This is a genomic window from Pseudomonas sp. J380, assembly GCF_009827115.1.
GTDB lineage: Bacteria > Pseudomonadota > Gammaproteobacteria > Pseudomonadales > Pseudomonadaceae > Aquipseudomonas > Aquipseudomonas paracarnis.
Genome location: NZ_CP043060.1, coordinates 5,562,905 through 5,579,328 on the forward strand (window position 1 = coordinate 5,562,905; position 16,424 = coordinate 5,579,328).

Consider the following 16,424-nt stretch of genomic DNA (forward strand, 5'->3'; position numbering starts at 1 on the left):
TGAATCGATGAATCTGACTGAACCCCGCGAACTGGCCCCTTTGCTGGAGGCCTTTCTCCTGGCCTCGGGCAAACCGCAATCTCTGGAGCGCCTGTTCGAACTCTTTGAAGAGGCCGAACGCCCGGAGCCGCCGGTCTTCAAGAAGGCCTTGGAGATCCTGCGCAAATCCTGCGAGGGCCGTGCCTTTGAACTGCGTGAAGTGGCGTCGGGTTACCGCCTGCAGATCCGTGAGAAGTTTTCACCGTGGGTCGGGCGTTTGTGGGAAGAACGCCCGCAGCGCTACTCCCGGGCGATGCTGGAGACCATGGCGCTGATCGCCTATCGCCAGCCCATCACCCGGGGCGAGATCGAAGACGTGCGTGGTGTGGCGGTCAACAGCCATATCGTCAAGACCCTGCTGGAACGTGAGTGGATCCGCATTGTTGGCTACCGCGATGTGCCGGGCAAGCCGGCCATGTTCGCCACCACCAAGGTGTTTCTCGATCACTTCAACCTGAAAAACCTTGACGATTTGCCGCCCCTGGCCGAGCTGCGCGAAATGGAGGCCGAGCCGGTGCTCGACTTCGACGACGCACCGGTGCCGCAAAGCCTGCAGGAACTGGCCGACGCCAGCGCCGAGCCGGAGGAGCCCAAGGACGAAACCAGTTTCCATACGTTGTTGCTGGAGCTGGACGACATGGAGCAGGGGATCAAGACCGACTTCGACGATTTGCTGCGTGATGGTGCGGCGGAGCCAGAAACCCAGGTGAACGTTGAATCCGAGCCTGAGGTCGAAGCCGAAGACGATGTGCTTGGCGTGGCCCAAGCCCGGGAAAAGCTCCTGGCCGCCGTCGCCGACCTCGAACAGCCGCCCCTGAGTGACGAAGAAGACGAAGCCCGGGCGCTGGCCGAAGCCATCGAAAACGAACGCCGACAGCTCGAAGACTGACCGGCTCTGACTTTCACTGCGCAACCCATGTGGGAGCTGGCTTGCCTGCGATGCAGGCGCCTCGGTCTCTCAGATGCAAGGAGGTGATGCCATCGCAGGCAAGCCAGCTCCCACAGAGGATCGACCATGAGTGCCATGAAAGACCCGTGCATCAGCATCTGCAAATTCAACGATGACATCTGCGTCGGCTGTGGCCGCAGCAAGCGTGAAATCCGTGCCTGGAAGAAGCTCGATAAAGCCGACAAGCGCACGGTGCTGGCCGAAGCCGAGCTGCGATTGCTGGCCCTGGGGGCCACCGGTCGGCGGAAAAGCAAATGAGCTGGGCGTTATCGACTAGTCTGTGATGCGCAACACGCGCCATGCGCGTATGATTCGCGACCCCTTGCCGAGCTATTTGGCCAAGGCCCCGCTTTCAATACCCTCAGGCCACGCCTGAATCGACCCACCGGGAGGTGCTTACGATGAATGACCAAGACCAGAAAGACCAGGAAATCGGCCCAGCAGGCGAAAAGCTGCAAAAAGTGCTGGCGCGTATCGGCGTGGGCTCGCGCCGCGACGTCGAAGCCTGGATCACCCAGAAGCGCATCAAGGTCAACGGCGTCGAGGCAACCCTCGGCCAGCGCGTCGACCTGCACGATGCAATCACCATTGATGGCAAGGTCATCAAGCGTGAAGAGGCCGCCGAATCGGTGCGCCGCGTGATCATGTACAACAAGCCCGACGGCGAGATCTGCACCCGTGACGACCCGGAAGGCCGTCCGACCGTGTTCGACAAGATGCCCAAGCCTAAAGAAGGCCGCTGGATCAACATCGGTCGCCTGGACATCAACACCACCGGCTTGCTGATGTTCACCACTGACGGTGAGTTGGCCAACCGCCTGATGCACCCGTCCTACGAGATGGACCGTGAATACGCCGTGCGTGTACGTGGTGAAGTCGATGACGAGATGATCGAACGCCTCAAGGCGGGCGTGGTGCTCGAAGACGGCCCGGCCAAGTTCACCGACATCAAGCAGGCGCCGGGTGGCGAAGGTTTCAACCACTGGTACCACTGCGTGGTGATGGAAGGCCGTAACCGTGAAGTGCGTCGCCTGTGGGAGTCCCAGGGCCTGGTGGTCAGCCGCCTCAAGCGCGTGCGTTTTGGTCCGGTGTTCCTGAACTCCGACCTGCCGATGGGCCGCTGGCGCGAAATGAGCCAGTACGAAGTCGATATCCTCAGCGCCGAAGTGGGCCTGACGCCGGTTGCCATGCCGCAGATGAACGCCAAGAGCAAAGACAAGCTTGAGCGTATGCAGCGCAAGTCGTCGCGCCCAGTGCCACGTACCGAACGTGTTGCTCGCACCCTGCGTCCTGCGCTGGATGCACCGGCCACCGGCGGTCGTATCTCGCGTCAGCCGCACATTGAAGGCGAACGCCGCCCCACCACGCCATCGCGTCAGGAAGGCGAGCGTGCGCCACGTACGCCGCGTCCTGCTCCGGCGGGTGGTCGCAGCAACCGTGGTGAAGCGGATCGCCCGGCCGACAACGCCAGCACCAAGCGTCCAGCCAAGCCAGCGGCGAACAAGCGCCCTGGCCCGAAACTGGTCGCGGACGAGCCTTCGGGCAAGCGCCGTGGCGCCCCGGCCGGTTCCGGCCAGCGCCCTGGTTTTGGCCGCAAGAAGCCGCAGTGATGCGCTAAGTGCTGCGCGAAAACGCCAACCCTAGGGTTGGCATTTTTTTTGCGATCTACATTCGAAATGCAATCAACTGTGGCAGCTGGCTTGCCTGTGATAGCGGTGGGCAAGCCCTAATGCCAGTCAGTTAAGACAGAATCGGCAACTGTGGCGAGGGAGCTTGCTCCCGCTGGGGCGCGAAGCGGCCCCAAAAATGGGACTGCTACGCAGTCCAGCGGGAGCAAGCTCCCTCGCCACAAGTCACTGGTTGTCTGCTCTAGCTCTTAACTGACTGGCATTAGGGCAAGCCCGGCTCCCACAGGGATCTCTACACGTCTGACGGTCTTTTAAAAGGCAAAGGCGCCATCAAACACCGGCTTGTCATCCAGCGCCAACACCCCGCTGGCGAAGATCAGGTCCAGGTGATGGCTGCCCTTCTGCCCGCCACCCAAGCCCAGGTGCAGCCCGCAGTGACGCTCTTCAAACCCGGCATTGCGCGCATACAGGTCCTTGACCCCTTCATTGGTGCCAATCCCTAACTCCTCCACGCGACGGTTGGACGGGTTGGCATTCAGGTACTTGTTGAAGTCATCTGCCAGCCCCGGCACTTCGCTGGCCACGCTGCAAACGGTGGAGTTCTCGATCCATAACTCCAACGGGGATTGCAGCACGCCGTATTTGCGTGCAAAGGGGATGGTACTGAGGAAGGTGCCGACAAACCGCACCTGGCCGTTGATGGCTTCGCTGTGGGTGGCGATTTCGCCGGGCGCCAGGTCGTGGTTGCCGACGCCGTTGATATTGGTCCACTTCTTGATGCTGCTCATCGGTGCTTCCAGGCGCGAACCGTGTTTGTCGGTAAAGCTCAGCACGTTGGCCTGGGCCATGCGCCGGATCAGTGTGGCGTTGAGGTCGGCGATGCGTTGGGGCTCGACGCTGAAGGTGTCGTAAAAATAGTCGCCGTAATCCTTGAACAGCAGGGATTTCTTCCAGTGCTCGGCCATCACGCCTTGCAGGGCGCGGATAAAGTCAGGGCCTTCGGCGCGCGGGTTGGGCAGCGTGGAGGAATCGTAGAGAAACAGGTACAGATCACAGGTTTGAATGGCCTTTGCCAGGGTGTCGCTGGGCGCCAGGTCCAGGCGTTGCAGTTGGAAGTTGAAGCGGGCGGCGCTGCCGTGGGTGATCGCCTGGGCGATGGCGTCATAGCGCTCGGTATGGCCCAGCAACACGGTGGGGCGGTTCAGGCCGTTGAGGGCCGGGTGGTGAGCAAGGTAGTAGAGAAAGTGTTCGACGGCGCGGGCCTTGTCCATGACGGGTGTCCTTCGGTGCCTTGGGTAAGGGGGCAGGCGCCGTGCACAGCGCCTGCCGGATGCCTGCCGGTTATTAGAAAGGCCACATCGCGGTGCCAAAAGGCACAACGGCATCGGCTTGCATCATTTCAACGGCGGCCTCATGGGTCGGCGCTTCAAACCAATCGTCGAGTTGCAGTTCGGTTTCCAGGTCGTTTTCCAGTGCTTGCATGGTGTATCTCCTAGAGGACGTTGATTGAGAACGGCTCACCCACGGGCTTCGCGGGCAAGTGGAAAGAACCTAGAAGAGAGTGTTTCGAAATGCAAAAAATTTATTGACACGGTTTCATTTGGATTTTTTCTTCTGTTTTTTGGCGGATTTTTTTATTCAGGCAAAACAGTGAATTGGCTGAAGCGATTCTTCAGACGTGGCCTTCCGACAGAATTCCGTTGAGGGCTGCCAAAGTCTGGCTGTAACGCAGGATTTCCGCGGTGTAACGATAGATTTACGCAACTGCCCTGCCGTTGTTGGGGGGCGCGCCGATGTAAGCATTAGCTGACAGAATTGCCTGTGCACTTTCCCGGTGCGTGCCGAAGCTGTCGAGCGGTGTACAATGCGCCGCGTTTTACTGTGACCCCCCTTGCGTACCCACGCAAAAGGCCAAGACCTCAGGGTTTGATCCCCCTGATCACTCCGCCTGGCCACGAGCCGGACGGGTTCGATTTCGTCACAGATAAAAACAAACAGGTGACGCATGACCGTTAGAAAGAAGCTGTACTCCTGGTGCCTGCGCTGGGGTTTGAGCGGCGCTGCTTGAGTCGGTAATTCAAGGCAGCAACCTGCATTCAACTCTTCAAACCTTGCGTGAGACCCTTTTCATGAGTGGACCCCATTCCTCTTCAGGCGAGCTGAAACGCGGCCTGAAAAATCGGCATATCCAGTTGATCGCCCTCGGTGGCGCCATCGGCACCGGCCTGTTCCTGGGCTCGGCCGGGGTGCTCAAATCCGCCGGCCCGTCGATGATCCTGGGCTATGCCATTTGCGGCTTTATCGCCTTCATGATCATGCGCCAGCTTGGCGAAATGATCGTCGAGGAGCCCGTCGCCGGCTCCTTCAGCCATTTTGCCCACAAGTACTGGGGCGGTTTCGCCGGTTTTCTGTCGGGCTGGAACTGCTGGATTCTCTACATTCTGGTGGGTATGTCGGAGCTGACGGCCGTCGGCAAGTACGTGCATTACTGGTGGCCGGAGATTCCGACCTGGGTCTCTGCGGCGGCCTTCTTCGTGCTGATCAACGTGATCAACCTGGCCAACGTCAAAGTCTTCGGTGAGGCCGAGTTCTGGTTCGCCATCATCAAGGTGGTGGCGATCGTCGGCATGATTGCCCTGGGCAGCTACCTGCTGGTCAGCGGCAGCGGCGGTCCCCAAGCCTCGGTCAGCAACCTGTGGGAGCATGGTGGTTTCTTCCCCCATGGCGTCGGCGGCTTGGTGATGGCCATGGCGATCATCATGTTCTCCTTCGGCGGCCTGGAAATGCTCGGCTTTACCGCTGCCGAAGCCGACCAGCCACGTACCGTGATCCCTAAGGCGATCAATCAGGTGATCTACCGCATCCTGATTTTCTACATCGGTGCCCTGGTAGTACTGCTGTCGCTCACACCGTGGGACAGCCTGCTGGCGACCCTCAACGCCTCCGGCGATGCCTACAGCGGTAGCCCGTTCGTGCAGGTGTTCTCGATGCTGGGCAGTAACACCGCCGCGCATATCCTCAACTTCGTGGTGCTGACCGCCGCGCTGTCGGTGTACAACAGCGGTACCTACTGCAACAGCCGCATGCTCTTGGGCATGGCCGAGCAGGGCGACGCGCCCAGGGCCCTGGCGAAGATCGACAAGCGCGGCGTGCCGGTGCGTTCGATCCTGGCCTCGGCGGCGATCACCCTGGTGGCGGTGCTGATGAACTACCTGATGCCCCATGACGCGCTGGAACTGCTGATGTCGCTGGTGGTGGCCACGTTGGTGATCAACTGGGCGATGATCAGTTTCTCCCACGTCAAGTTCCGCCAGCACATGAACCGCACCGGCCAGGTGCCGCTGTTCAAGGCGTTGTGGTATCCGTATGGAAACTACATCTGCCTGGCGTTCGTGGTGTTTATCCTGGTGATCATGCTGATGATGCCGGGGATTCAGGTGTCGGTATATGCGATCCCGGTGTGGGTAGCGTTCATGGCAGTGTGTTACTGGATCAAGAACAAGCGCACGGCGCGGTCAGCTATTGGCGCAACGGGTCCGGTTCTGGAGTAGGACTTTTCCCCTTGCAGAAAACCCGGCGCCCTGCCGGGTTTTTTGTAGGTATGGGCAGGTTAGAGTCGCCCCCTCTTTTTTCCGCATGCCCGGAGGCCCCGATGCAATACACCGACGTCGCCGATAGCGCCTTGCAGCGCGATGAGCTGGAAGACTTGATAGACCGGCACAGCGGCCCTTTGCGCTTGATCGGAGTAGATTTAAGTGGTGTCGACCTGTCGCGCATGGCACTGGACAACTGGGTGTTCGAGCGCTGCACCCTGGTCCAGACCTCGTTTCTCGGTTCTCGACTGGAAGGGACTCAGTGGAAAAACTGCCGAGCCAGCCTCGCCATTTTCGAAGCGGCCAACCTGCTCGAGGCGCAATTCCACAGTTGCGATCTGAACAACACTCGTTGGCAGCGCAGCAAACTGTCCCAGGCGACTTTTACCCAGTGCAAGCTGACGGGCGCCAATTTCACCCATTGCGCGTCACTGGGGCTGAGCTTCAGCGAAACCCTGCTCAACAGTGCCTTTTTATCCGGGTTGTCGTTTGCTCGAAGTGTGCTCAAGAATCTGGATTTTTCCGACAGCGACTTGTCGGATACGGACTTTCGCAAGGCTGAACTGGTCGACTGCAGCCTCGCACATGCCCGCATCAACGGCGCTAATTTTGCGGGTGCCGACTTGCGCGGTGCAGATTTGAGCGGTTTTCGCCTCAATGATGCCAAACTGTTCAAAGGCGCCGTGATTTCCAAAGCCCAGGCGTCGATATTGTTGTCTGAGTTGGGCTTGTCCGTTGCCTAAGGTTTTGATTGATGCTGGTAGTTTCCAACAATGTGCACCTGCCCGACGCCGAGATCGAGCTGACCGCTATCCGCGCCCAGGGCGCCGGTGGACAGAACGTCAATAAGGTGTCGAGTGCGGTGCACCTGCGGTTTGATATTCCGGCCTCGTCGTTGCCGGAGTTTTACAAGGAGCGCCTGCTGGCGCTGCGTGACAGCCGGATCACCAGCGAAGGCGTGCTGGTGCTCAAGGCCCAGCAATATCGCACCCAGGAGCAGAACCGTGCCGATGCGCTGGAGCGCCTGGTGGAGTTGATCCAGAGCGCCACCAAGGTCGAGAAAAAGCGTCGTCCGACCAAGCCCACCCTGGGTTCGAAGAAACGCCGCCTGGAGTCCAAGACCAAGCGCGGCAGCATCAAGGCCGGGCGCGGCAAGGTCGACTTCTAGGCGTCGCGTGTTTCGCGGGCCTTAGGCGCCTGGCGGTACAGGTAGAAGCTCAGCAGCAAACCGGCGAAAGCTGCGAGGGCCGCGAACAGGAAGATTGAGGCAAAGCCAAAACCTGCCGCCACGGCGCCCGCCAGCGGCCCGGTGATGCCCAGGGACAAGTCGATAAACAGCGAATAGGCGCCCACCGCCGAACCTCGGCTGGAGGCCGGCACCAGGTTGACCGCCTCTACCCCCAGCGCCGGGAACACCAGGGAAAAGCCGAAACCGCTCAACGCCGCACCCGCCAACGCCAGTTGGGCATCCGGCGCCAGCCACAGCAACAGCAGGCCCAGTACTTCCACTGACAGGCAGGCGATTGCGACGCGAAAACCGCCAATGCGGTTGATCAAATTGCCAAACAGCAAGCGTGCGCCGATAAAACTGGCACCGAACAGACTCAAGGCCCACACCGCGTTATCCCAGTGCTGGGTGCTGTAATACAACGTGATAAAGGTGGCGATGGTGCCAAAGCCGATGGAGCCCAGCGCCAGCGCGCAACCATGGGGCAGCACGCGGCCCAGCACGTTCATGAACGGCAAACGTACGCCGGGCACAATCGGCGCCGCTTGTTTTTTCCAGGCCAACAGCACACCCAACACGGCCAACAGAATGATGCTGACGCCCATGCTCCACAGCCCCAAATGGCTGACCAGCAGCACCCCCAACGGCGCACCCACCGCCAGCGCGCCGTAGCTGGCGATGCCGTTCCAGGAAATAACCTTGGCCGTGTTCGCCGCGCCGACACGGCCAATGCCCCAGCCAATCGCGCCCGAACCCACCAGGCTTTCAGCGCTGCCCAGCACCAGCCGCCCGACCAGCAGGCAGCCGAGGCTCAGAGCCGGCAGGCTGGAAAACCACGCCGCAAACAACATGAACACGCCACTCAAACCGCAGCCCACCAAGCCGAGCAGCACGGCGCGCTTGCTGCCCAGATTGTCGATGATCTTACCGGCATAGGGGCGGCTCAGCAGGGTTGCCAGGTATTGCACGCTGATCACCAGCCCGGCGATGACGGCGCCATAGCCCAGCTGGCTATGGACATAACCCGGCAATACGGCCAGGGGGATGCCGATATTCAAGTAGCCGATGAAGGTAAACAGCACGATGGAAACGACTTGCAGCGTGACCGTCATGGGGCGCTGGGTATCTGGCATGGGAGAGATCCACTGTCGCAGCAGGTAAAGATAGGCTGCTAATGATACCGGTGCGCAAGCCGGGCAGGGCGGCAAAAATGTAAAACGTCAGATCTAAGGTAGATCAAGCTTGGGCGGGGGCCAGCAATTGGGTGGTCACCAGGGCCGCCAGGGCGTTTTCCTGGGTGCCGAAGCGCTTGAGCAGTGCTGCTTGCTTGTCGGCACTGAGGCGGTTCCAGACTTCGACCATCTGCAAGGCAGCGTCGAGTACAGCGGCGTCCGGCGTGACGGAAGGGGAAGTGGTCATAGTGAAGGTCTCGGATGATTCAGGCAGTGTGGAAAGCGCTCAAAGGCGCGCTTTCCACACGGTCTGGTACGGCGTCAGTCTCGGCTTTCGCGCTCGACTGGTTTTGCTTCTTTGGCCTCAGGCTGCTTGTCGCTGGCCTGCTGCGGTGTTGGCTGCTCAGTTGGGTGCAGGCTTGGGAAGGGGAGATTAGGTATCTCGTGCATCGTGGTCGCTCCTCGCAAGGTCTGTTTTTTCAATCGCAGGTGATTCCGCGCTCTCAAAAAGCCTTGGCAGGATACAGCACCGTAAATGACAAAAAGACTTTTATCTCCACAGATGCACAATTTTTAATGGTTCAGGCGCAAGTGACATGAGGTCACACCCCTAGAACGGCACCTTGCCCAGGATCATGTCGCGGTACATCACAAAATCCCCCAGCAAGCTGTAGAACGGGTGCTGAAAGGTGGCGGGGCGGTTCTTTTCGAAGAAGAAGTGGCCAATCCAGGCAAAGCTGTAGCCTGCCAGGGGCAACGCCAGCAGCAGAACCAATGAGCCTCTGCCGATGGCGTACGCGAGAATGCCTATTACCAGGGTGGTGCCGATAAAGTGCAGGCGTCGGCAGGTGCTGTTGCCATGTTCGCTCAGGTAGTACGGGTAGAACTCGGCAAAACTGTTGAATTTCTTGATGTTTTCCACGGTCACCGGCCCTCTGGTTGCTGTGCCGCCAACGGGTGCGCGGCGGGGAGCTTATTTGAGTCTAGAGTGATCAGTGCTAACAGCCAGTGACAATAGATGCCACTTTAGTATCCTTGGCTTCCTGGCTGCCGTTTGAGCCTGCTTTCAACAAGAAGACGCCATGAGCGAACGAACAACTTCTGCAAGCTGGGCGATGGGCATCGTCAAGGCGCTGGAAATGGATGGCCTGGATTGCCGTGCCTTGTTCAAGCAACTGGGCCTGGACTACGCCGCCCTCAGTGACCCCGATGCGCGCTTCCCGCAAGACGCCATGACCCGCCTGTGGCAACGCGCGGTAGAGGTGTCGGGTAACCCGGCGATTGGCCTGAACATGGGCAAGGTGGTGCGCCCGGCCTCGTTTCACGTTGCCGGTTATGCGTTGATGTCCAGCAACACCCTGGCCGAAGGTTTTATGCGATTGGTGCGCTACCAGCGCATCATCGCCGAAAGCGCTGATTTGAGTTTTCGACTGTTACCCGAAGGCTATGCGTTGATTCTGACGGTGCATGGCGATCACCTGCCGCCGACCCGTCAAAGCGCCGAAGCCTCGCTGGCCAGCGCCCTGGCCCTGTGCGGCTGGCTCACCGGGCGCACCCTGCAGCCCCGCAAAGTGCTGCTGCAAGGCGAGCAGCCGGCGGACCTGGCGCCCTACCAACAGGCCTTTCATGCGCCTTTGCAATTCAATGCACCCTATGACGCGCTGATTTTCGAGCAGGCGGACATGGAGGCGCCGCTGCCCACGGCCAACGAAGCCATGGCGCTGTTGCATGATCGCTTTGCCGGTGAATACCTGGCGCGTTTTTCCGAAAGCCGCGTGACCCATAAGGCGCGTCAGGTGCTGTGCCGCCTGTTGCCTCAGGGCGAGCCCAAGCGCGAAGCCGTGGCCCAGACGTTGCACCTGTCCCAGCGCACCTTGCAGCGGCGGCTGCAGGAGGAGGGCACCAGCTTCCAGGCCTTGCTTGATGACACCCGGCGCGAACTGGCCGAGCAGTACCTGGCACAACCCAGCATGACCTTGCTGGAAATCGCTTACCTGCTGGGGTTTGCCGACCCGAGCAACTTTTTCCGCGCGTTTCGCCGCTGGTTCGATGCCACGCCCGGTGAATACCGGGCGCGCTTGCAACAAATGTCGTCGGTCAGTGACGCCAGAACGCCGGAATGCACAACACAAACACGGTGATGATCTCCAGGCGACCCAACAACATGCCCAAAGACAGGATCCACTTGGCGGCATCCGGCAGGGTGGCGAAGTTGCCGGCCGGGCCGATGGTTTCGCCCAGGCCGGGGCCCACGCCGGAAACGGTACTGGCGGCGCCGGTCAACGCGGTCATCCAGTCCACGCCTAGCAGCGACAGGGCCAGGGCGATCATGCAGATGGTGATGGCGAAGAAAAACGAAAAAGTCAGGATCGACCGCACAATCTCTTCATCGAGGCGATGGCCGTTGTACTTCTGCTTGATCACCGCGCGCGGATGGATCAACTGATTCAAGTTGGCCTTGAGCAGGATGTAGGCCACCTGGAAACGGAAGATTTTGATACCGCCCGCGGTGGAGCCCGAGCAGCCGCCGATAAAGCCCAGGTAGAAAAACAGCATCAGTGAGAAGTTGCCCCACAAGCTGTAGTCCCCCAGTGCAAAGCCGGTGGTGGTCACCACAGACGTCACGTTCAGCGCCACATGGCGCAAGGCATCGAGCCAATGCAGGTTGGTGGTCCACCAGTACCAGGTGCCGAGTACCAGCCAGGTCACCAGCAACAGGCCGAGCAAGCCTTGCACCTGCTGGTCCTTGATCAGCGCCCGACGGTTACCACGTAAAGTGGCAACGTACAGGGCGAACGGCAAGCTGCCCAGGATCATCACCACCACCGCGACCCAGTGCACCGCCGGTTGTTTCCAATGGGCCAGGGACTCGTCCGAGGTGGAAAACCCGCCCGTGGAAATCGCCGACATCGCATGGTTGATCGCATCGAACACGCCCATTCCGGCCCACCAGAAGGCCAGGCTGCCGAAGATAGTGATGCCCACATACGCCGCCACGATCAGGCGCGCCACCATGTGTGAACGAGGCATGACCTTTTCCGAGCGGTCCGAGGATTCGGTCTGGAACAGGCGCATGCCACCAATGCGCAGCAGCGGCAGGATCGCCACCGCCATGCCGATAAAGCCGATACCGCCGAGCCAGTGCAGCAGCGAACGCCACATCAAGATGCCCGGCGACATGCTGTCCAGCCCGCTCAACACGGTGGAGCCTGTGGCGGTGATGCCGGACATGCTTTCGAAGAACGAGTCGGTGTAGCTGATGTGCTGGGTCAGCAAAAAGGGCAGGGCGGCGAAGATGCACACCACCACCCAACTACTGACCGTCAGCAGGTACATGTCCCTGGGGCGCAGGTGCACGTGCTCTGGGCGACCAGGGATGACCAGCGCCAGGCCGGCGATAAAGGTGATCAGGCTGGCCCACAGGAACGAGGGCAGGTCGCTGGTGCGTTCGAAGATCACCAGGGTCGCCATCGGGATCACCATGGCGACCGCAAGGGTGATCAGGAAGATGCCGATGATGAAACCGATGATGCGCAGGGTCGGCAACGCCATGAAGTTCGCTCGGGTGATTGGGCAGAGGCGCCATTCTACCTGCGGTGCAGGTCTTGTAAACCAAGGGCTGCCGGTTGATGGAGAACCCCTGTGGGAGCTGGCCTGCCAGCCGGCGGATATCCACCTGACGCCCCGCAATCCAATGTGGGAGCTGGCTTGCCTGCGATGGCGGTGTGTCAGTTACAGATCAGTCGACTGAACCACCGCCATCGCAGGCAAGCCAGCTCCCACAGGTATAACGGCGGCAGTTATTGCGCGCATGAAAAAGGCGACCCGCAGGTCGCCTCTTTCAACTGCGCTTGATCAGAACTCGTGATCAGCGCTGTCCGGGTTCAGGTCGCTGATGCCCAGCTTGCCGGCAGCAGCCTCGATCGAGCCGGTCTGCTTGACCAGAGCGGCAATCGAGTCACGCACGATCTGGTTGCCCTTTTCATTGTCGGCGGCGATCAACTGGTCGTAGTGCTCGCCGTTGTTGGCGTGGTCAACCATCACCTGGATCTTCGCTTCGGTGGCGGCCAGGTCAGCCTTGAGGGCTGCATCGGCTGCCGGGTCGGCCTTGGCCACCAGGGACGACAGGCTGGCGCCGGTCAGCTTGGTGCCGTCAACACGGGTGTATTCGCCCAGGTAGACGTTACGGATGCCCTTGGCGTCGTAGAAGTGCGAGTAATGGGTGTTGTCGCTGAAGCAGTCTTGCTCGTCTTCTGGCGAGTTGGCTTCCAGGGATACTTTCATGCGCTCCCCGGCGAGTTCGCCCAGAGACAGGCTGCCCATGCCGAACAGCATTTTGCGCAGGCCATCGGTCGCAGGTTCCGACTCCAGGGTGGCGCGGTAGTTGTCTTCGACGTTGGGCTTCCAGTTGCCGACCATTTCCTGCAGGTCGCTGACCAGCAGTTGGGTGACGGCGCGCAGGTAAGTGCGGCGACGCTCGTTGTGGCCGCCGGTTGCACCGTCACCGGTCATGTAGTCCGATGCCGGGCGGTTGCCCGCGCCTGGGCCGGTGCCGTTGAGGTCCTGGCCCCACAGCAGGAATTCGATGGCGTGGTAGCCGGTGGCGACGTTCGCTTCGGAACCGCCCAGTTCATTGAGGCTGGCGAGTTTTTCCGGAGTGATCTCCTTGACGTCGACCTTGTCTTCGCCGACCTGGATCTCGTTATTGGCGATGATATTGGCGTTCGCACCTGGGTTGCCCAGCGCGTGCTCGTAGGACTTGTCGACGTAGTCGATCAGGCCTTCGTCCAGGGGCCAGGCGTTCACCTGGCCTTCCCAGTCGTCGATGATGGTGTTGCCGAAGCGGAATACTTCGCTCTGCAGGTAGGGTACGCGTGCGGCGATCCAGGCGGTACGGGCCGCTTTCAGGGTTTCGTCGTTCGGGTTGGCGAGGAAGGTATCGATTGCGGTCTGCAGGGTTTTTGCGGTGGATTCGGCATCGCTGTACACCGCAAACACCATGTCTGCGTAGTGCGCGACCACGGCCTTGGCGGCCGCTTCGTCGACCTGGCCAGCCGGGGCAGCCGCCGGTGCGGTAGTGCTGGCGGCAGCGGGTGCCTGGGGCGCGGCGGCCTTGTCTTTACCTTCGCCGCAACCGGCGAGAGAAATGGCAATGGCCAGCAGACTGGCGGTGGCCAGGGGCATACGAATCATGGCGAACATCCTGCTTCGGTTGTTGAAAGGGCGCGCGGGGAGCGCAAACGCTGCGACATAATGCGAAAGATTTGCATTTTGTGTAAAGGCTTATACGCGGGAAATATTGAGTATCGAAGTGTAAATTCAAAGACTCACGGCGTTATTGCGCTCGGACTGCTTCAGATAAGCCGTCAACTCCCGGGCCTGCAGCGGTTTGCTGTAGTGATAACCCTGCCCCTCATGGCACCCCTCGGAGATGATGTAGGCCTCCTGTTCGGCAGTCTCCACGCCTTCGGCAATCACCTGCATGCCCAGGCTTTTGCCCAATTGGATAATGGCGCGCACGATGGTGGCGTCATCGTCGTCGTCCTGCAGGTCCTGGACGAAGCTCTTGTCGATCTTGATCTTGTCCAGGGGCAGGCTCTTGAGGTAACTCAAGGATGAGTAGCCGGTGCCGAAGTCATCAATGGCGATCAGCGCCCCGGAGCGACGCAGGCTCAGCAGGTGCTGGGCTGCGGTGCTGATGTCTTCCATCAGGCCGGTCTCGGTAACTTCCAGCTCCAGGCTGCGGGGCGGCAGGCGATAGATCTGCATCAGGTTGTTGACCACCCGCGGCAACTCGGTGTGGTGCAGTTGCACGGTGGACAGGTTGACGGCCATGCGCAGCGCGGTGAAACCCTGATCATGCCATTCGCGCAGTTGCCGACACGCCTGGTCCAGTACCCATTCGCCGATGGGAATGATGGTGCCGTTCTGTTCCGCCAACGGAATGAACAAGTCCGGCGGTACCAGCCCATGTTCCGGGTGTTGCCAGCGCAGCAGCGCTTCCACACCGACCACGTGATGGTCGAGATAGCTGATTTGTGGTTGGTACACCAAGTGAAACTGCTCGCGGCCCAAGGCGTCTCGCAAGTCTTTCTCCAGTTCACGACGCCGGCGCATTTCGCTGTCGACGCTGGCGATATAAAACTGATAGCGGTTGCGCGAGCGGCTCTTGGCCAGGGTCATGGTCTGCTCGGCTTTCTGGAGCAACTTCTCGGTGCTGTCGCCATCTTCCGGGAACAGCGTGATGCCGATGGTGGCGCGCAGGCGGATCAGGTCATGCTCAAGGGCGAACTCTGCTTCCAGGTCATCAAGGATGCTTTGCGCCAGTTCGGCGGCTTCGTAGGGCTGGTCGATATCGGCTTGCACCAGGGCGAACTGGTCGCCGCCCAGGCGGGCGAGCGTGCCCAAGTGGCCACTATGGGCGCGCAAGCGATCAGCCAGCGCCAACAAGAGTTTGTCGCCGGCCTGGTAGGTGAATTGCTCGTTGACGCTCTTGAAATCATCCAGCCCCACGCACAACACCGCGACACGGCGTTGCCGGCGGCCGGCGTCCGTGAGGATTTTGTCCAGTTGCGCCTGCAACTTCTGGCGGTTCGGCAGGCCGGTCAGGAAGTCGTATTGGGCCATGCGCAACAGGCTCGATTCGGCCTCGTGGCGCAGGTGGGTATTGCGCTCGATGGATTCGAGCAATTGGTTGGCGGTGTTTATCCACTGCCCCAGTTCGTTGCGTTCGTGGCCCTTGAGCTGAGGGATCTTGTGCTCGCTGGGGCGGTCCGGGTTGATCGAGGTCAGGTGCTCGATCATCCGCGACAGCGGTTTGGTGAGCATCCAGTGATACACCAGGTACAGCACCAGCCCCATGACCAGGGCGCGCAATACGCCCGAGATAAAGATGATGACCGAGCTGACCAGAAAACTTCGGCCATAGGTGGCGGTGTCGAGGGTGATGCTCAGGTCGCCGTAATATTCGCTGTAGGGGCCCTTGCCCACCAACGCAGTAGTAAAGGAGCGTTCCTGGCCAAGAATCAGGTCGGTCAACCAGCGGCTGGGCGACTGCTGTAAAGGACGGCTTTTTTCCGCCAGCATGGTCTCGTTGGGGTGCCCGATGGAAGCCATGCGCACAGCGTCGTCCTGGAACAGACCTTCGATCACCTGCATGCCCATCTCGCGATCCAGGCTGTACACGGCCTGGGTCGAGGGGTCGCGAAACATGTCGAGGATGCGTTGGGCATCTTCCGCCACGGCCTGGCGCGTCTTGTAGGCATCAAAAACGATCTGCGCCACGCTCAGCGCCACACCCACGATCAATGCCGACAGCAGCACAACCCGTAGCAACTTCACCGACAAGCTGTTCTTGAGTTCCAGCTTCAAAGGGGCATTCCTTGTCTCATGCGGGTGGCCGTCAATATGCCATGAGTATTGGCAATCTGGTGATGGCAGTCAAAGGGACATTCGGGCTTGAGATTAATTGAAGGGGCTGGATAAACGTGGAGGGATACCCGCTTATGTCAGGACGTTTGAGGCGTGGACTGGACGTCGGGCAGAGAAGAAGAAGGCGGAACAGATCCGCCCTCTGTTTGGCGACGCTCTCAAAAATTGATCTTACCCTCTGGCTGTTGCTCTTCCCCTCCGACCTTTGACTGTTCACCCGCTATGTCTACGAGTTTGTTCGTCAAGTCCAGTGCGCTTTTTGCCAGGTCCATTCCCTTCTCAAGAAGACCGGATAACATTGGCACTGCACCTGCGGCCGTTGAAATAGGATCCATTGTCATTCTCCACATTGATTCAGGAGGTTTATTCCTCCTGGCGTTTGTG

Annotated in this window: 16 protein-coding genes; 8 read left to right on the forward strand and 8 right to left on the reverse strand. The window is 60.2% G+C overall.

Annotation, left to right across the window (positions count from 1 at the left end):
- Window positions 1-7 precede the first annotated feature (7 nt).
- From scpB to rluB, 3 genes are all read left to right on the forward strand, one after another.
- Window positions 8-928, forward strand: a complete 921-nt coding sequence (gene scpB / locus FXO12_RS25380; RefSeq protein WP_057975119.1) for an SMC-Scp complex subunit ScpB — start codon at window positions 8-10, stop codon at window positions 926-928.
- Between the two features lie 126 nt (window positions 929-1,054).
- Entirely contained in the window at window positions 1,055-1,246 is a 192-nt protein-coding gene (locus tag FXO12_RS25385; RefSeq protein WP_034128540.1) for a DUF1289 domain-containing protein, read from the forward strand.
- A gap of 143 nt (window positions 1,247-1,389) precedes the next feature.
- Entirely contained in the window at window positions 1,390-2,598 is a 1,209-nt protein-coding gene (gene rluB / locus FXO12_RS25390) for a 23S rRNA pseudouridine(2605) synthase RluB (protein ID WP_014719681.1), read from the forward strand.
- Between the two features lie 329 nt (window positions 2,599-2,927).
- Here the strand turns inward: rluB and FXO12_RS25395 are convergent, their stop codons facing one another.
- Entirely contained in the window at window positions 2,928-3,887 is a 960-nt protein-coding gene (locus FXO12_RS25395; protein ID WP_054896691.1) for a hypothetical protein, read from the reverse strand.
- A gap of 73 nt (window positions 3,888-3,960) precedes the next feature.
- A complete protein-coding gene (locus tag FXO12_RS28820; protein WP_003175756.1) occupies window positions 3,961-4,098 on the reverse strand; it encodes a hypothetical protein in 138 nt (45 codons plus the stop codon).
- Window positions 4,099-4,745: 647 nt separating this feature from the next.
- On the opposite strand from FXO12_RS28820, the gene FXO12_RS25400 reads away from it, so the two are divergent.
- The 3 genes from FXO12_RS25400 (at window position 4,746) to arfB (ending at window position 7,377) form a co-directional block, all read left to right on the forward strand.
- The gene (locus FXO12_RS25400) at window positions 4,746-6,167 is read left to right on the forward strand and encodes an amino acid permease (RefSeq protein ID WP_057975120.1); all 1,422 of its coding nucleotides are present in this window, start codon (window positions 4,746-4,748) and stop codon (window positions 6,165-6,167) included.
- Window positions 6,168-6,268: 101 nt separating this feature from the next.
- On the forward strand, window positions 6,269-6,952 hold the full coding sequence (locus FXO12_RS25405; protein WP_054918208.1) for a pentapeptide repeat-containing protein: 684 nt from the start codon (window positions 6,269-6,271) through the stop codon (window positions 6,950-6,952).
- An 11-nt stretch (window positions 6,953-6,963) separates the two neighbouring features.
- A complete protein-coding gene (gene arfB / locus FXO12_RS25410) occupies window positions 6,964-7,377 on the forward strand; it encodes an alternative ribosome rescue aminoacyl-tRNA hydrolase ArfB (protein WP_057975121.1) in 414 nt (137 codons plus the stop codon).
- On the opposite strand, the gene FXO12_RS25415 is transcribed toward arfB, so the two are convergent.
- Window positions 7,374-8,570, reverse strand: coding sequence for an MFS transporter (locus FXO12_RS25415; protein ID WP_057975122.1), 1,197 nt, complete (start codon window positions 8,568-8,570; stop codon window positions 7,374-7,376). The two genes, arfB and FXO12_RS25415, sit on opposite strands and share 4 nt — an antisense overlap.
- Before the next feature lie 103 nt (window positions 8,571-8,673).
- Window positions 8,674-8,856 carry a hypothetical protein gene (locus tag FXO12_RS25420; protein ID WP_057975123.1) on the reverse strand — a complete coding sequence of 61 codons (183 nt, stop codon included), beginning with the start codon at window positions 8,854-8,856 and terminating at the stop codon, window positions 8,674-8,676.
- A 14-nt stretch (window positions 8,857-8,870) separates the two neighbouring features.
- Between FXO12_RS25420 and FXO12_RS25425 the strand changes: the two genes are divergently transcribed.
- Window positions 8,871-9,209 (forward strand): hypothetical protein, encoded by a 339-nt coding sequence (locus FXO12_RS25425; protein ID WP_057975124.1) that lies wholly within the window; start codon window positions 8,871-8,873, stop codon window positions 9,207-9,209.
- Between the two features lie 10 nt (window positions 9,210-9,219).
- On the opposite strand, the gene FXO12_RS25430 is transcribed toward FXO12_RS25425, so the two are convergent.
- Complete coding sequence (locus tag FXO12_RS25430) at window positions 9,220-9,531, reverse strand: DUF962 domain-containing protein (RefSeq protein WP_034128574.1); 312 nt, start codon at window positions 9,529-9,531, stop codon at window positions 9,220-9,222.
- A gap of 160 nt (window positions 9,532-9,691) precedes the next feature.
- Here FXO12_RS25430 and FXO12_RS25435 point away from each other — a divergent pair, with 160 nt between their 5' ends.
- Complete coding sequence (locus FXO12_RS25435) at window positions 9,692-10,750, forward strand: AraC family transcriptional regulator (RefSeq protein ID WP_034128534.1); 1,059 nt, start codon at window positions 9,692-9,694, stop codon at window positions 10,748-10,750.
- Here FXO12_RS25435 and FXO12_RS25440 read toward each other — a convergent pair.
- The 3 genes from FXO12_RS25440 to FXO12_RS25450 form a co-directional block, all read right to left on the reverse strand.
- Window positions 10,707-12,161 (reverse strand): TrkH family potassium uptake protein, encoded by a 1,455-nt coding sequence (locus tag FXO12_RS25440; RefSeq protein ID WP_003193780.1) that lies wholly within the window; start codon window positions 12,159-12,161, stop codon window positions 10,707-10,709. The two genes, FXO12_RS25435 and FXO12_RS25440, sit on opposite strands and share 44 nt — an antisense overlap.
- Window positions 12,162-12,464: 303 nt before the next feature.
- Window positions 12,465-13,802 (reverse strand): imelysin family protein, encoded by a 1,338-nt coding sequence (locus FXO12_RS25445; RefSeq protein ID WP_034128533.1) that lies wholly within the window; start codon window positions 13,800-13,802, stop codon window positions 12,465-12,467.
- Window positions 13,803-13,928: 126 nt separating this feature from the next.
- On the reverse strand, window positions 13,929-15,980 hold the full coding sequence (locus tag FXO12_RS25450) for a bifunctional diguanylate cyclase/phosphodiesterase (protein ID WP_057975125.1): 2,052 nt from the start codon (window positions 15,978-15,980) through the stop codon (window positions 13,929-13,931).
- Window positions 15,981-16,424 lie beyond the last annotated feature (444 nt).